16 protein-coding genes are annotated in these 15,374 nt (G+C 39.4%); 6 read left to right on the forward strand and 10 right to left on the reverse strand.

Annotated features, from left to right (window positions below):
- Window positions 1-41: 41 nt before the first annotated feature.
- Window positions 42-296 (forward strand): hypothetical protein, encoded by a 255-nt coding sequence (locus G500_RS23075; protein WP_051203410.1) that lies wholly within the window; start codon window positions 42-44, stop codon window positions 294-296.
- Window positions 297-1,027: 731 nt separating this feature from the next.
- Here G500_RS23075 and G500_RS0109665 read toward each other — a convergent pair.
- Window positions 1,028-1,489 carry a hypothetical protein gene (locus G500_RS0109665; protein WP_027002416.1) on the reverse strand — a complete coding sequence of 154 codons (462 nt, stop codon included), beginning with the start codon at window positions 1,487-1,489 and terminating at the stop codon, window positions 1,028-1,030.
- A 12-nt stretch (window positions 1,490-1,501) separates the two neighbouring features.
- Window positions 1,502-1,678 carry a hypothetical protein gene (locus G500_RS0109670; protein WP_154657107.1) on the reverse strand — a complete coding sequence of 59 codons (177 nt, stop codon included), beginning with the start codon at window positions 1,676-1,678 and terminating at the stop codon, window positions 1,502-1,504.
- Window positions 1,679-2,243: 565 nt separating this feature from the next.
- Between G500_RS0109670 and G500_RS0109675 the strand changes: the two genes are divergently transcribed.
- Window positions 2,244-2,750 (forward strand): hypothetical protein, encoded by a 507-nt coding sequence (locus G500_RS0109675; protein ID WP_027002418.1) that lies wholly within the window; start codon window positions 2,244-2,246, stop codon window positions 2,748-2,750.
- Window positions 2,751-3,017: 267 nt separating this feature from the next.
- On the opposite strand, the gene G500_RS0109680 is transcribed toward G500_RS0109675, so the two are convergent.
- Both G500_RS0109680 and G500_RS23080 read right to left on the reverse strand, forming a co-directional pair.
- Window positions 3,018-3,389: a hypothetical protein gene (locus G500_RS0109680; protein ID WP_027002419.1), complete on the reverse strand. Its 372-nt coding sequence runs from the start codon at window positions 3,387-3,389 to the stop codon at window positions 3,018-3,020.
- 268 nt (window positions 3,390-3,657) lie between these two features.
- A complete protein-coding gene (locus tag G500_RS23080; RefSeq protein WP_154657108.1) occupies window positions 3,658-5,601 on the reverse strand; it encodes a serine hydrolase domain-containing protein in 1,944 nt (647 codons plus the stop codon).
- Window positions 5,602-5,867: 266 nt separating this feature from the next.
- Between G500_RS23080 and G500_RS23085 the strand changes: the two genes are divergently transcribed.
- Together G500_RS23085 and G500_RS0109705 are read left to right on the forward strand one after the other, a co-directional pair.
- Window positions 5,868-6,938: a DUF6268 family outer membrane beta-barrel protein gene (locus G500_RS23085; RefSeq protein ID WP_051203411.1), complete on the forward strand. Its 1,071-nt coding sequence runs from the start codon at window positions 5,868-5,870 to the stop codon at window positions 6,936-6,938.
- Window positions 6,939-7,114: 176 nt separating this feature from the next.
- Window positions 7,115-7,630: a DUF2147 domain-containing protein gene (locus tag G500_RS0109705; RefSeq protein ID WP_027002421.1), complete on the forward strand. Its 516-nt coding sequence runs from the start codon at window positions 7,115-7,117 to the stop codon at window positions 7,628-7,630.
- A 78-nt stretch (window positions 7,631-7,708) separates the two neighbouring features.
- On the opposite strand, the gene G500_RS0109710 is transcribed toward G500_RS0109705, so the two are convergent.
- The 3 genes from G500_RS0109710 to G500_RS0109720 form a co-directional block, all read right to left on the reverse strand.
- On the reverse strand, window positions 7,709-9,376 hold the full coding sequence (locus G500_RS0109710; protein WP_027002422.1) for an MORN repeat-containing protein: 1,668 nt from the start codon (window positions 9,374-9,376) through the stop codon (window positions 7,709-7,711).
- Between the two features lie 209 nt (window positions 9,377-9,585).
- The gene (locus G500_RS0109715) at window positions 9,586-9,933 is read right to left on the reverse strand and encodes a 4Fe-4S dicluster domain-containing protein (RefSeq protein ID WP_027002423.1); all 348 of its coding nucleotides are present in this window, start codon (window positions 9,931-9,933) and stop codon (window positions 9,586-9,588) included.
- Between the two features lie 235 nt (window positions 9,934-10,168).
- A complete protein-coding gene (locus tag G500_RS0109720) occupies window positions 10,169-12,226 on the reverse strand; it encodes an insulinase family protein (protein ID WP_027002424.1) in 2,058 nt (685 codons plus the stop codon).
- 241 nt (window positions 12,227-12,467) lie between these two features.
- Between G500_RS0109720 and G500_RS0109725 the strand changes: the two genes are divergently transcribed.
- A complete protein-coding gene (locus tag G500_RS0109725) occupies window positions 12,468-13,142 on the forward strand; it encodes a hypothetical protein (protein ID WP_161626114.1) in 675 nt (224 codons plus the stop codon).
- A gap of 126 nt (window positions 13,143-13,268) precedes the next feature.
- Here the strand turns inward: G500_RS0109725 and G500_RS0109730 are convergent, their stop codons facing one another.
- From G500_RS0109730 to G500_RS25510, 3 genes are read right to left on the reverse strand one after another with little or no spacing between them, the layout of a single operon-like run.
- Entirely contained in the window at window positions 13,269-13,868 is a 600-nt protein-coding gene (locus G500_RS0109730; protein ID WP_035756908.1) for a hypothetical protein, read from the reverse strand.
- 2 nt (window positions 13,869-13,870) lie between these two features.
- Window positions 13,871-14,167 carry a DUF2752 domain-containing protein gene (locus G500_RS23090; RefSeq protein WP_035756911.1) on the reverse strand — a complete coding sequence of 99 codons (297 nt, stop codon included), beginning with the start codon at window positions 14,165-14,167 and terminating at the stop codon, window positions 13,871-13,873.
- Between the two features lie 59 nt (window positions 14,168-14,226).
- Complete coding sequence (locus G500_RS25510; RefSeq protein WP_211220150.1) at window positions 14,227-14,748, reverse strand: TM2 domain-containing protein; 522 nt, start codon at window positions 14,746-14,748, stop codon at window positions 14,227-14,229.
- A gap of 73 nt (window positions 14,749-14,821) precedes the next feature.
- Here G500_RS25510 and G500_RS25020 point away from each other — a divergent pair, with 73 nt between their 5' ends.
- The gene (locus G500_RS25020; protein WP_154657109.1) at window positions 14,822-15,310 is read left to right on the forward strand and encodes a helix-turn-helix domain-containing protein; all 489 of its coding nucleotides are present in this window, start codon (window positions 14,822-14,824) and stop codon (window positions 15,308-15,310) included.
- The last annotated feature ends 64 nt before the right edge of the window (window positions 15,311-15,374 follow it).

Genomic DNA, 15,374 nt, shown 5'->3' on the forward strand with positions numbered 1-15,374 from the left:
TTACTACCAAAATAGGGCTATCTTAGCATAAACGCCTACAAATGCGGCTCTTTTGTCGAAAAGAGGCACTTTTTTTAAGAGAAAGCGAATATGAGTTTATCAATGCCAACCTACCTACTACTGATATGGGGCAGGAAAGGCGTTGGATTCAGAACCTTTGGGCGGGGGCAGGCTATACTTTGAAGGTCAGCGAAAAGTTAGGATTGAATATTTTGCTGCTCTACAACCCACTCTATGACCAAAACAATAGCCCCTATTATAGCCCTTGGGATATTCGAGTGGGCTTTATTCACTAAACGCAGCCTTGTGGTAAATTTTACCACTTGATTTTTAGCAGGCAGTTTATCGAGCATAGACTTATAGCCTGAAAATCTAAGATTTGCCTTATTGATAAGTCTTAGTTGGAAACTACGCTTAATGTTTAGTTTATTTTTTGGTTATGGGAACACTACGCATAACGGGGAAGTATCAAATACACTACAATATAAGGAAGATACCAAAAGCTAGCAAGGAGAATTACTGACATAATAATCCAATCTATATCTTTTACTTTTCCAAAAAACATTAGAATCCAAAAATAAATCATAAAAATTAAATAAAAATAATCTTTTAAAAAAACCATGTTTTCATCTGTATCACTTAACAAATATTGTATAATGCTTAAATGACAGTTAAATACATGTATAAAACTTTTAATAAACCTAATAAATGGTTTATTTAAAAAATCTTTTTTCTTAGTTTCCTTAAGGTATAATATTAACATTAGGACTAACCTGCATATCCCCGTTGGGCGTAGTCTCCGACTACGACCTATCAGTGCGGCAAATCTTAGATTTGCGTTGTAAGATACTGCAAAAATAGCAAAAAACAAATACAAAATGCTGTTTTGTCTATGTTTTAATAGTAGCAGCCCCGAAAAGCTAAGAAGTTGGATTGATGACGCTTAGTCGAAGACGAAGCCTAACTTTTAGTTTTGTTTTTTAGTTATGAGAACACTACGCACAGCAGAGGGCTATGACCAGCAAAGCTAATAAAAGCGTCGCTTTGTTTTAGCCTCTTCATAAGGTAAAAACCAATTTTTAGGGAAACCTCTATAATAAATGTCTTCTATTTCTCCTAAATAACAAAATTTTCCACCAAGCGCACCAAGCGCACGCCAAAGTAAGACCTCCATGTAACCCATTTTCATTGGATTGAAATACCTTAAATCTAGTATTGTATTTTTGTTATAATAAACTATTGAAGCATAACTTTTAGTTTGATTTGATATAAATTCTATCGCAATGTTATTTTTTTCAAGAAAAATATTAGACCAATCTTCTGGCAATTTTTCTATGATAGAATATGTTTTTTCACTATACTTAGCTTGTTGACAAATAATCTGCATACCTGATAGCTCTTCCATTTTACTTCTAAGAGTAAAAGGGTCTGGTGCTCCTTCTTCAAACCAAACAGCCTCAACTATATCTGTAGGAGGTAGGTCGTTCATGATTTTTTAAGTTTATTGTTGTTTAAACCATTCAAAAAGAAGTTTTGGAATTTGATGTACCCTGCCTATTATAGGAGGGGTAAAGCCCGCTCTTTGCAATACTAAAACAGCATTAGAGGAACAACTGTTTTTTGATAAATGATAAGGCTGTGGATAAGTTTTGCCAGCATCGGTTAGGATTTCTATCATGCTCAAGGCTTTTTGATACTGCTCTCCCCCCCGTTGGGCGTAGTCTCCTCTGTTGGGCATAGTCTCCGACTACGACCTATCAGTGCGGCAAATCTTTGATTTGCGTTGTAAGATACTGCAAAAATAGCAAAAAACAACTACAAAATGCTATTTTGTCTATGTTTTAATAGTAGCAGCCCTGCAAATCTAAGATTTGTGGAATAGATAAGTCTTAGTCGCAGACTAAGCCTAACTTTTAGTTTATTTTTTGGGTTATGGGAACACTACGGACAACGGAGTAGGGCAAGGGAAGTGCTATTAAATCCCGCCCTTCGCAAACATTTTTCCGTTGTAAAAAATTTTTATCCCTATACCTTGCATAAATCCGAAAAAAGATTTAACTTTGTTGCACGTACAAACACTATTTAGAAACGTACTACAGACTATAAAGTTAAACACGACTTACATCGTAAAAAGTGTTTTTACGCACATACTGAAACTTCTTACAACAACTCGCTTTACGGCAATACTCCTAATGTTGTAGTGCGTAAAACTAAGTCATTATAGCATATTAAAAAAAACAAATATGAAGTTAAAAAACTATTATCTTGCAATTTGCTCAGTCGCTTTATTGTTTTTATCAACCTCTTGTGGTCAGTTTGTAAAACTAATGGCTGTTTCAGCGATTAAAATCGAAAAAGGAGCTATTCCACCTAATTTTGGGAAAGATGAAAGCACTCTAATATGTGTAATAACTGGCAAGAAAAGCTATGACAAACACGTTAAAAAGCAGGTATCAAATGAATATCATGGGAAGTATGAATTTGTTCTAAGAGACCAAGTAAACTCTGATAAGTACAAAGATAAATCAAAATACAGATATGTTTTTGATTTAAATACAATCCACAAATCTAGGGCTACGTATAACACTACAACAACTTACTATAGTGACATTACAACAACAGCTTCCTATTATATCCTTGACAGAAGAACGAATATAGTATACAGGTCTCCTGTAACGTCAAGCTTTTACTCAAAACTAATACAAGCCTATATGATAAATTTGGAAGCTGTGAGGTTGAAAAATCAATAATATTACTTTTGACTTCCCCTGCTGGTCGTAATTCCCCGTTGGGTGTAGTCTTCGACTACGACCTATCAGTGCGACAAATCTTAGATTTGCGTTGTAAGATACTGCAAAAATAGCAAAAAACAAGTACAAAATGCTATTTTGTCTATGTTTTAATAGTAGCAGCCCTGCAAATCTAAGATTTGCGGAATTGATAAGTCGTAGTTGGAAACTACGCCCAACATTTAGTTTATTTTTTGGTTATGGGAACACTACGGACAACGGGAATAATTAGCTTATCATTTTTGTTATTTTTTCAGATAGTAATTTATTTGTTTTTGCTTTAATTATAAAATCTATAAATGAACTTATTTTTTTTTCTTGTATTATACTTTTTATTTGACTATATACTATATTTTCTATGTATGTTTCTATTCCATTAAATTCTTTTTGATAAACTACACCGAGATAAATTCCACCAATTATTCCTTCTACATTTACAACTTCTAAACATATATTTTTATCAGCAAGAGCATGATTTAGCTCCTCTGCTATCCAAAAAAGTATATAGACATAGATGTGTTCGTCTTTATTGTAAGAAGGGGCAGTGAGCTGAAAGATATACTCTGTTATATCTTCTATTATAAGTATATAATTGTTCATTTTTTTAAATATATAGCAATTGGCTTTATCCCCGTTGGGCGTAGTCTCCGACTACGACCTATCAGTGCGGCAAATCTTGGATTTGCATTGCAAGATACTGCAAAAATAGCAAAAAACAAATACAAAATGCTATTTTGTAGCTTTGAAAAATCATCAAATAAAAACCCTCGCGCTTTGAGTAGCTTTTTTAGGGCTATTTGTTTGTATTATAGAGTACAGGTAGGAATAATAATAAAAAACACAATATATTTTTTATACTTTATTTTGCTCAAAAAAGAGCTTTATAGATAACTGCCTGCACCTTAGTACGGGTACTAAGTGTGGAAAGTTGATTGTTATCCGCCTTTGGAAAAACGCGATTGGAAAGGAAAATGTAGATAATTTGGTTGTCGGGGTCTGCCCAAAGTGCCGTTCCTGTGAAACCGTAATGCCCAAAAGTATTCAGCGGTGTGCCTTCACCAACATTTTTTTGGGGCGCATCGGGCAAAGTGGGCTTATCGAAACCCAAAGCGCGGCGATTTTGAGGGCAAAATTGACAACGTATAAATTCGGCAACCGTTTGAGAACTAAAAAAAGTAGTGCCACCATACTGCCCTCCATTTAATAACATTTGCATCAAAACGGCTAAATCATAACTATTGCTAAAAAGCCCCGCATGCCCTGAAATGCCGCCCATAGCCGCAGCCGTAGGGTCGTGAACATAGCCGCGCAAGACCTGTTTGCGATAGCTCTGGTCGTCTTCGGTAGGAAGAATGGTATGTAGTGGAATATTCTTCTGAACAGGATTAAAGCAGGTTTTTTGTAGATACAGCTTTTGATAAAAATTTTGATATAAAAAAGTTTCAAAATTCTCTCCCGTAATGTTTTCTACCAGAGCAGGCACAAGGGTCATGCCTACGTCGCTATACACGTATTTAGTAGAGTCTAAAAGTTTTGAGTCTGCAATATTTTTCAATATTATTTTTTGGTAAAAATCAGGACGCACATAAAAATCTGCGGCAATGGTATCAGAAAAAATGTGAGTAAAATCTTGACTTTGTTTTCCAAACTTATTTCTATCTTTTTCCAAAGTTTGGTCGGCAGCCCAAAAGAAGTAATCAGATTTTAACTTTCCCTTTTTAAATTGTGAATAAAAATGAGGCAAGCCTACCTGCAAACGCGCCTGATGAGTAAGCATATCACGCCAAATAAGTGTATCCTTGTTGGTATTTTTCAGAAAAGGTAGGTAGGCAGCAAAAGTGGTGTCCAAATTGAAACGCTGCTCGTCGTAGAGCTTCATCAGGGCAAGTGTAGCCGCCGATATTTTGGTAATAGAAGCAATATCATACCTATCTTCTATACTTGCCTTTTGAGAAGAATCGTAGGTGTGGTATCCAAAGGCTTTCTGATAGACAATTTTTCCCTCTTTGGCGACCAAAATCTGACAACTTGGTGTCGCCTTTTGTGCAATCGCTTCGGCGGCTAAGTCGTCTATCTGTGCCAAAATTTCACTATCGAGGCGCACATCTTCGGGTAGTGAATATTCTAAACGAATTTTTGAAGTGCCAAGCCCGTACCCTTCTGCATATTTGCCCATTTCAAAGGGCATTTCCGCCTGTGTCGCAATTCCGCCACAAATCATTTGTGCTGCAATGTTTTGTGCCAAAGAGTCGGAAGCAAAAGTGGTTAGAAAAGCCTGCTGACGGCTGACCCATTGCGCCCCAAGCCGCTGCGGATTGCCAAACCAAACAACCGCCCAAGGGATTTGGGTCATCTTTTGGGCAGTTTCCAATGCCTGCTTTTGCGAGGCGGTGAGCGAATCGGCAGCGGTAGCCAATCCTACCACAATCTTATCATAGCGATAGGAATTTTGCGCCATTTTTTTTTGAAGCACTTTCCACTGCGCCTCGAAACCTTTTTCTATGTTTTGAATCGGGACAAAAGTCATTTCGAAGGGGTAGTAAAGCCTGCAAACGCGCTCCCACTCCTGCAAGGGTGCGTCGGCAAAAGTCAGGAAAAGCGTTTTTTCTAAGGCTTGAATCGGTAGGAAATTATCTTTGTTTTCCAATAAAACACTTTGCGCAATCCTGACCCTACGCGCATCGAGAGCCACAGGATTGCTGCGCCACATCTCTAAAAAAGGAAGGCAAGCCGAAAAAAGCCATAAAAAGATACAGCCCCAAAAGAGTGGAAAAAATCTTGTAGTAGGTATAGGAAAGCGAGAAGGATACATTTTTTTACTTTTTCTAAACAAAACCAAAGATAGGAAATTATGCAGTAGGGAAGAGAATAAAAATTTTATTTCGCAAAAAAAGCCCTGCGCCTTTGTTTTTTCTAAAAACCATGCTATCTTTTGGGCTTGAAAAAGAAGCAAAGCAAATAGCTTTACTATTTATACCCTTTTATGCGGCTATAAAATCTTAAAAGCTATGAATTTCAAGGCTTTTCAGAAAGCCCCCTCTGCGTTTTACACACAAATCAAACAACTATTTTCTAAATATGCAAAAACAACTCTACCCCTACCTGACTTTTCTAAGTCTTTTGGGCGTATTGCTCTTTACCGCTCCAAACCTTGCGGCGCAAGACGACGAAGACGACTACGACCCAAGCCAATACGAAGCCGCCGACGACACCAAAATAAAGGCGTTTTGTAACAATAAAATCCAAAACCTTAGCCCTTCTAATTTAATTAGTATCAGCTATGATATGGTGCTGCCTTTTGATATGGTTTCGACGCGCACAGCAGACAATAGCGAAACCACAACCGCAATGGGCATCAATCAGGGTTTTCGCCTCGAAACGAACTACCCCGTTTATTCTAAAAGCAATTTGATTGTAAATCTTTATGCCAACTATTGGCAGAGCAACTACGCCTCTGATGCCACTTTCAGCGAAGGCAATCAGGATTTAGCACAAAATTTAGCCGAACACCCTTTGCGCTCAATTGCCGTTGGTGCTTTGATTTTCAAGCCCTTAAATGAAAAGAACTTCCTTATCTTTCAGGTAGAACCCTCTTTGAATGGCAACTACAATTTCGGCGACCTTAGTCCCGACTTTGGCAAATTGCGCTATTCGGCTTCGGCTCTTTTCGGTTGGAAATTCAACGACAATACCAACTTTGCTATCGGTGCAACACGCACTTATCGCGGCGGTAGGGTCTTGCATATTCCTATTTTGATGTGGAATAAGACCTTCAATGAGCGTTGGGGAACGGAAATGCTCCTGCCTGCGCGTGCCAGTTTGCGCTATAATTTTTCGGTCAAATCGCTCCTGCTTTTCGGATATGAATTAGAAGGACAGACCTACGCCCTACAAGGTTCTAACAATGCAGGTTTCGGCTCTTTCGCACCCAACAACACCGACTTAGAACTGCGTAAGTCTGAAATTCGAGCGCGTCTGCAATTCCGCCAAGCCCTTAGCAATTTTATTTGGCTCGATGCCCAAGCAGGCGCACGCATAGCCTACCGATTCGACATGGACGAAACCGAAGCCATGACCGAAGCCGTCTTAGAAAATAATATCGGGATTCCGCTCTATTTCAGAGTTGGCATAGCACTTGTAAGTCCTTAATTGAATATCAGAAAAAAGCCCTCGAAATAGATAAAAAACAGACACAAAAGGGGGCTTTTTCCAACTATCTCTACTTTGTTTTTCAAAAGTGAAGTTGCTTTTTATTGCGATTTTATCTTTGTATAAAACAAAAAAATCCTATTCAAATTCTTTTATCACAAACCAATCCTTTCTTTATGAAAACAGTAGTCAAACATTTCCTCTTTGCCTTTCTCGTTCTTGGACTTGCCTTAGGCGCAAATTCTTTGGTCGTAGCCGATACGCATCAAGACGCAGCAGGCGATAACATCTTAGGCGACTGGATGCCGAGCAACGGACGCTCTGTCATTCGCATCTACAAAGGCGTGCAGGCAAATGGCGAAAACCCCAAGAAATATTACGGCAAAATCATTTGGCTCAAAGAACCCAATGATGCCAACGGCAATCCACGCAAAGACGTGAACAATCCTGACGACAAACTCAAAAGCCGCCCGATGAAAGGCATGGTCAATATGCGCGATTTGGAATTTGTCGGTGATGAGAAAAACTTGGAGTGGGACAATGGCAACATCTACGACCCTACCAACGGCAGCGATTATAGCTTCAAAATCACGATGGATAGAAAAAACAAAAATATCTTGATGGGCAAAGGCTATATCGGCGTTTCTCTCTTTGGCAGAGAAGACACTTGGAAGCGTCAGGTGAAAAAATAACCTTTGTAACACCTCTTTTTTAAATAACAACGCCCTAACGGTTTTGAGAACCCTTAGGGCTTTTTTTGTGCCTAAAAATCAATTTACTTTTTTGCCATTTTGCCACGTTCCTGCTTCTATTTTTCCCGAAGCGCGGTGCATAACGCCCTTTCCTGACGCCTCATTGTGTAGCCAAGTACCCGAATACCTATCGCCATTGGGATAGTACATCGTGCCTTTGCCGTCGCGTTCATTTTCTTTCCAATCGCCTTCGTATCGGCTTTTGTTGGCGTATTCCATTCTGCCAAACCCCTCGCGTTGGTTGTCTTTCCACTCGCCCACGTATCGGCTCTTATCCGACCAGATATAAGTGCCTTTCCCATAGCGAAGGTTGGCTTTAAATTCTCCTTGGTACTTACCGCCGCTGGCATAGTGCATCACGCCCTTGCCCTCGAATTTTCCATCTTTGAAGCTACCCAAATACCTGCCCGCCACCGAAACAAACTCGCCATAGCCATTTTCGCAATCGCCTTTTTTACACTCACCTTCTATTTTATTTTCGGCAAGCACAGTGGCATCATTTTCTAAAAAAATCTCAACCCCTTCGAGGTGATTGTACTTATCGAAATTGAAGCGTATATCATATTTGCCATCTTTGTAGTACCACGACTTTCCAATGGGGTGCTGCGCCTCTCTTTGTGGCGACCCCAAAAGGTGATAAATAAAATGCTCATCTACCGTATTGCCGTCTATTTTATCCAAAATAGGGTGTTTGAATTTTTGAAATCCGCCCTTTGTTAGTTCTATTTTGTAGAGATAGCCGTAGTCATTGAAAAAAAGTCTGAAATTTTTGCTCGCAAAAAGATATTGCGCATAATCGTAAGCCAATTTATTTTTTTCATACTTGCCCTTGCTATCCTCTGCAATTTGCGCCACTTCTTCGCTCTCTTGGTGCTTGCCCAAAAGGTTGTAGAGATGTTGAGAGCTAAAATAATTTTTGCCCTTGAAGACTCCCGCTTCCCAAACGCCCTCTTGTTTTATTTTCTTTGATGCCACATAAAGCGTACCCTCGCCATGATATTTGCCCTCTTTCCACTCGCCTTCATATTTGTCGCCGTCCAGATTTTGCCACACGCCCCAACCATTGACGCAATCCCCTTGCGTACATTCTTTAAATTTAAGGGTCAGCCCTGTTAGGGGCGATTTAATACTTTCGCTATGAAATGAAAGTATCATTTCTACGGGCATCTTTTCGAAATAATGAAAATAGGTAGCAACCGTTTTGTGCGGTTTCCCCAGCGTTGTGATGACGGTTTCGCGTGTTTTTTTAAAACTTAATTTATAGGGCAGGCTGCCGCGATAGGTCTGAAAGTTGGTAGTGCGTCCGAAAAAATAAGTTGTATAGATATTGATAACTGCAATACGGCGCGTAGGCGAAAAGACAATGCGAATCCCTTTCTCAGGATACACGTAGGTATTTCCCACCTCTTTGCGGTTCTGCTCTCCCAAACTTTTGAGAAAACGCTGCACTTCGGGCGCGTTTTCCGATTTTCCGATAAGGCGCACCAATTCATCGCCTGTGATGTCGCCTGCGGCGGCAAGACTTCCCACCCAAAAGAGGCACATCAGACTCACCAAAAGGAAAAGCCTCAAAAGATGCTTCTTTTTCGTCGGAAAAGTGAAAGCCTTTTGAGGTAGAAAAAAAGACCACGAGAAGGAAGTAGTAAAAAAATGCGTGATAGGATTTGAGAAGTTTATTTGATTCATGTCTTCGACCAACTCCGACTATGATAGAGGGGATAGGTAGAGCAAGTAGTTGCGCTTCCCTTTTAACGCAAAAGAAAGGATAAAGATTTACAAAAATCAAGTGAAGGGTGCTTTTTGAGGGCTTTTTGAGTGGTTTTTGCCTTTTGAATAGCTTTTTTAAATCTTTTTAAGCCTCTCTTTTTTGTCCTATCCTACAAAAAGGCTACACACTAAACCGCATGCAGCCATTCCTTTTTGGTGAGCAATTCCGCTTTGCTTTCTATGAAGTTGGCATCAGGCAGGCAGCACTCCACAGGGCAGACCGCTTGGCACTGCGGCTCTTCTTCAAAACCCTGACACTCGGTGCATTTGTAGGGTACGATATAATAAATGAAGTCGGAAAGTGGCTCTTGCAAAGTTTGGGCATCAAGGCTTTCACCCGTTTCGGTTTCCACCTCTGCCAAAGCCGTCCCCTCGGCAAAGTTCCACGATTGGGCAGGCTCATAAATGGCATGATTGGGACATTCTGCCAAACAAGCTCCACAGTTGATACACGCATCTGTAATATAAAGTGCCATGTTCTAACGCATTTAGGGTGTGAAAATAAGACAAAGATAACGCCTTTCTATCCTACCAAAAAATGACAAGGTTTAGGTTTTGGCGCAAAATCGCATTTTAGACTTCTATTTTAGAGCCACATTTTAGACTAAAAAAGGGACTACCCAGATGCTGGACAGTCCCCTTTTTCAAAATACCAACTTGCGGCTAACGAAGCTAAAACTTCGTGCTACAAATTCAAAATTCTATTGACTTTTACTTGATGTTGAAGATTTTGGCATCGACCTTTTCATTGAACTTGATTTTGGTGATAGTCGCCTCCATCATGCCCATTTGCGTACCCATACGCGCCTTGTGCGGGATTTTTACGCCTTCCACTTCTTTGTAGTCGGAAAAGACAGTGCCTTTGTCGGCATCTACGGACTGAATCAGCAGCCCTGTTTCGGTGCTATAATATTCTACGCCTTCCGAACCTGCGGGGGTCTTGACCTCTACCTCGTAAGCGTCTTGTCCTTCCACTTTGGTTACGCCTTTGAGGGTGAGTTTTGTACCATTTTTTGCGTAATAAAGTTGTGGGAAAAGCACTGAACTTTCTTTCATTTTCGCCAATTCGGTTTCGTCTTCGATGATTTGTTTGCCTTGTGGGGTATCTACTAAGGCTTTTGTGCCGTTATAGACCTGCTTCATTTGCATGCCCATGACGCTCTGGCTTGAAAAAGACTTGCCGTCTTTTGTCGTAATCATCTTCATTGCCATATCCATTCCCTGAATTTTGGCGTTCATTTCCATCGTGCGCGATTCGATGCTCTCTAATTTTTCTCTGCCACCAATCGCCTTGATGTATTTTTCGATAACGCCCTCTGCCGTCATGTCGCCTGCTGCGCTCATATCGGCTGCCACTACGGGTTTTCCGAAAGCATCATATTCGAGTATTTCGCCAAAACGCGCCAATTTTTCTTTTAAAAGAGAGGCTTTTCCTACGGCAAAGATATTGGCATTTTTGGGTAGGATATATTTTTTGGCAGCGGCATTTGCCTGCTCTACTGTTACGGCGTTTAGATTTTTCAAATAATTGATATAAAAATCCTTAGGCAAGCCGTATTTTTCGGTGTTAATTGCCTGCAAAGCAACCGTAAAAGGGCTTTCCAAAGAACGAGCGAAAGCACCTGAACGTGTGCTTTTGACACGATTTAGTTCATCTTCTGAAATGCCATCTTTGACAATTTTTTCCATTTCATGCAAAAATTCTACTACGGCACTATCGGTAACTTCATTTCTGACGCTTGCGCCTGCCGAATAAGAGCCTATCAGACGGTCGGAAGCAAGGCTATTATACGCACCATAGGTGTAGGCTTTGGTTTCTCTAAGATTTTGCATCATTCTACCACCAAAACCGCTGCCGCCCAAGATTTCAGCCATCAGAATGGCAGCAAAATAGTCGTCGCTTTTGAGGCTATATTCTATCGGATAGGAAATAGAAAGTACCGTCTGCACTGCGCCCGCCTTATCTGCTACTACGACACGTGTATTTTCGGGGCGTTTGGGGGTCTGAAAAGTAGGACGCGCTACTTCGCCTTTTTGCCAACCCTTCAAATATTTTTCTACTAAGGCTTTTGCCGTTTTCAAATCGATATCGCCCACAATGGCTAAGTGTGCAATATTGGGTTTGAAATAGGTTTGGTGCAATTTTTTCAAATCGGCAGCCGAAATATTTTTAACGTGTTCTTCGGTCATGACCTCGCCGTAAGGGTGCGCTGTGCCATAATTGACTACTTTTTTGACGTTGCCCATAATTGCCTCTGCATTTGTGGCAGTGGCTTGCAAGCCTGAAAGGGTCTTGCTTTTTTCCTTTTCCAATTCCTCTTCGGGAAAGGTAGGATTCAAGACAACATCAGCCATGAGTTCCATCAGTTTGTCGGCATTTTTGGTAAGTGCGCCTCCAAAGACGGCATCTGCGCCTGCATTGAGAGAAGCACCGATAAAGTCAATCTCTTCGTCGAGTTGGTCTTTGCTGCGATTGCTTGTGCCTGCACGAAGCAAAGCACCCATAAGGTCGGTAGCCCCTACTTTATCGCCTTCTGCAAAAGTGGGCATATCGAAGGAAAGATAGAAAGATACTTGCGGCAATTTGTGATTTTCTACCACAAAGACTTTCAAGCCGTTCTCTAAGGTGAAAGATTCGTATTTGCCCAATTCAATCGTGGGAGCAGGCTTGGGAAGCGGTGCTTTGCTGCGGTCTATCTGCGCCGAAAGTTGCATTGCATAGGCGCAAAACAAGAACAGCGAAAGGGCGAAGGCAGAGATTTTTTTCATCAGTAGCATAAATGAAGTGAAACTTGGAAAGGTTTTGAGTTGGAATACCTATCTTGATAGAAGCTGTATTTCGAGTAAGCCCCCTATTAGTAGCTAAAAAAGATAAAAAATTTCGCCCTGCTGCCACAAAATCTCATTTTTTGCGTATTTTGGGTAAAAATAAGCCTTTCCTACCCCAAAAAAGCCCTACTTAGAGGTAGGTAGGAAAGGAAAAAATCATCTTTATTCCCCGTTCCGTACTATGAACACAAAGACAAAAACGACTATGAAAATGACGGCTGCACCGCACTTTTTTCGCCTCCTAAGCCTTTGCGTTATTTTTTTATGCCTACAAAATTACGCACTTTTGGCGCAGGAAGAAACCAACTTTGAAACCAAAAGCTCTTTATCTAAAAAGTCAAAATCGGAAAGCCCTTTACAACTGATGCACCAATTGGGCATTACTTATACCATTGCTACCTACCCCAATACCTCGAATACGATTTCGATGCTCACCTATCAGCCGCGCCTTCAACTTTTAGAAGGGGGTGATTATTTATCACTTTCGCTCAACGCGCCTATCGGCTTTGGCATTGGTTTTTATAGCGACAATTTCGGCAGAAACTACCTCGAAACAGGCTATGAAGTGGCACTTGTACCAACTTTTAATTTTGGCTTAGGAGCGACCAAGCGCAGTGAGGGTTTTATTGGCGGCTACTTAGGAGCAGGCTATGGACTGAATAACACGCGTTTTCGCGTGCAAGACCAATGGGGCGTACTCAAAGTCAATGAAACGGTGCAGGGCGTGTATCTGCATGGCGGTATCGTCTTTTCTATCAACAACACCTCGCCTATTGCCTTAGGCGTTTATACCATTGCAGGCAGAACCACCACACGCCTCTATGGGATTAGGTTACAATATCTTTTAGGGTTTTAAAAGCGAAAAAATTATTAAATACTAAAAATTTTAAATTAAAACTAAAAAAGCTAACTACTAAGTAGTTAGCTTTTTCTATTTTTCTACTAAACTATACAGTGGCTGCGACAACTAAAAGGTAATTTATCAGAAATGAATACCCAAAGAAAGTTCGCCGTCAAAAGCAGAGCGAATACGAAAATCACGTTTATACCCATCTAAATCAAAGTTTGGCACTTCAATTTTTCCTGCTGTGTAGCGAAGAATAAAAGGATTAGAGTAACCAAAACGCCCCGTAATATTAATAAGTCTTAAAATTCTAATTCGTAACCCCAAATTGGGTGCTATAAGGAGAGCCTGACCGCGTAGTTTAGTGTCTTGCTTTTGCTCTTGTTCATCTAAAAACTCTATGGTTTCATAATAGTCCGAAAAGTTTGCAGTTAATCCAAGAAAAAAAGAAGTTCGTTTAGGGTGAAAATAACGCCTATAATTTGAAGCAACTAAAAAACCACGCCATCTTCCAGCAAAGCCCCAATTTCCATTGGCGTTAAGACTGTTTTTATTGCTTTGATACTCGTAATTTGCGGATAAACGCCCCATGAACAGTGGAAAAAAATTGAAACGTGCATTACTGCGTGTGTACTCTGGTTTTTTTTTCTCACCTTTTCTTTGAGCCTCCACGTTAAAGGCTATTAAAAGCAAAAAAATAGAAAAAAGAAATATAAACTTTTTTTTCATTAATTTCATATTTATTTGTAAATATTTTTTCGTATTACTTTGATTTCTTTATACGCCTCCACAATCCAAAGCATAGCTATCAGTGGAAAGACGATAAAAATCAGCATATTATAGGCGAACGCAGATTCAAAATCTCCATTTAAAAAATGCATGAAAGCACTTGTCATGCCACAAGCATAACATTCCGTGTCAAAAAAGACAACTGAAAGGCAAATGGAATCGCCTGTATCAAAAAAATCTATTGGCAAAAGTAACAGCACAATAGAAATAATAACCCTGCAAGTAAGTTTTATAAGAGACCAATACATTTTATTTTTATTTAAAAAGAGTTTATTAAAAATAATAAACTCTTTTTGTAAAAAAAATATTAAATATCAAACGTTTTATCGTAAGGCTTGCCATTAGGCTTCAATGTTCCCATAACAATACGAACTATATCTATGATAGCCCAAATGCCACAACCACCACCAGTTAATAGTTGTACAATTCCTTGCCAAGTGTAGCCCAAGTAAAAACGGTGTATTCCCAGACCTCCCAAAAAAACAGCGAGGATAAGAGCAACTGTTTGCGACTTTTCACCCTTATTTGCGGTTTTTTTGTCATGCTTAGAGATAGTTTGTATTTTTTTTCCAAAAACTTTTAATGCAACTTTTTCTTTAAAAGTAAGTTTTTCTCCCTTAACATTTTCTGCTATTTTCTTTAATTCTTTATTATTTAAAGATTTTGCAGAAGATTTATCTTCGACAACAAGATTAAGAGGAGTTTCAACTTTTCTAACGAAATCTTTACTGTTTTTCTCCTCTTTTTTAATAGATGGAGCTGTCGCAGAAGTGAAAAGGAACATAAATACCAAAGAGCCAATAAGAGTTAGAAGATAATTTTTGTTCATGGTAAGAAGGATTGTTTTTTGACTGCCTACTCTCTTGCTTTTCGGCTTCCGCATTTAAACAATTTTTTTTTCCTTGTTTAACATTGCAAAATTATCTATATTTGCTGTTGGTTCTTACAAACTACTATTCACTTTTTTACCAACTTTCAAGATGAATACCGAAAAAGATTTGACCATAGGACAAAAAATCAAGGAGTTAAGGGTAAGAAAAGGCTACTCACAAGAAGTGATGGCAGACTTACTCGAAATGACTACAAATGGCTACGCCAAAATAGAGCAAGACAAAACGCCAAATTTGAGCATCAAGCGTTTGGAACAAATAGCAGAAGTTTTAGATAGCAATATCTTTGAGCTATTAAGTTTGGGTGAAAAAAACACCTATTACATAGGCACACAAACAGGTGGAAATTCAGGATTTCACTATACCATTCACCAAAATTTTCCCAAAGAATATCAAAGAATAGAAAGCGAAAATATATTTTTAAAAGAAAAAATAGTATTACTTGAAGATAAAATAAAAAATTTAGAACAAATTTTAAAATTAACTGAAACAAAAGGTTAAAGACTCATTTCTTCGCCTTTGTTGCGTCTTTGTACTCTACCAAGAGCGGGGAAACCTAACCCAA

Origin of the sequence: Hugenholtzia roseola DSM 9546 (assembly GCF_000422585.1) — a bacterium.
Lineage (GTDB): Bacteria > Bacteroidota > Bacteroidia > Cytophagales > Bernardetiaceae > Hugenholtzia > Hugenholtzia roseola.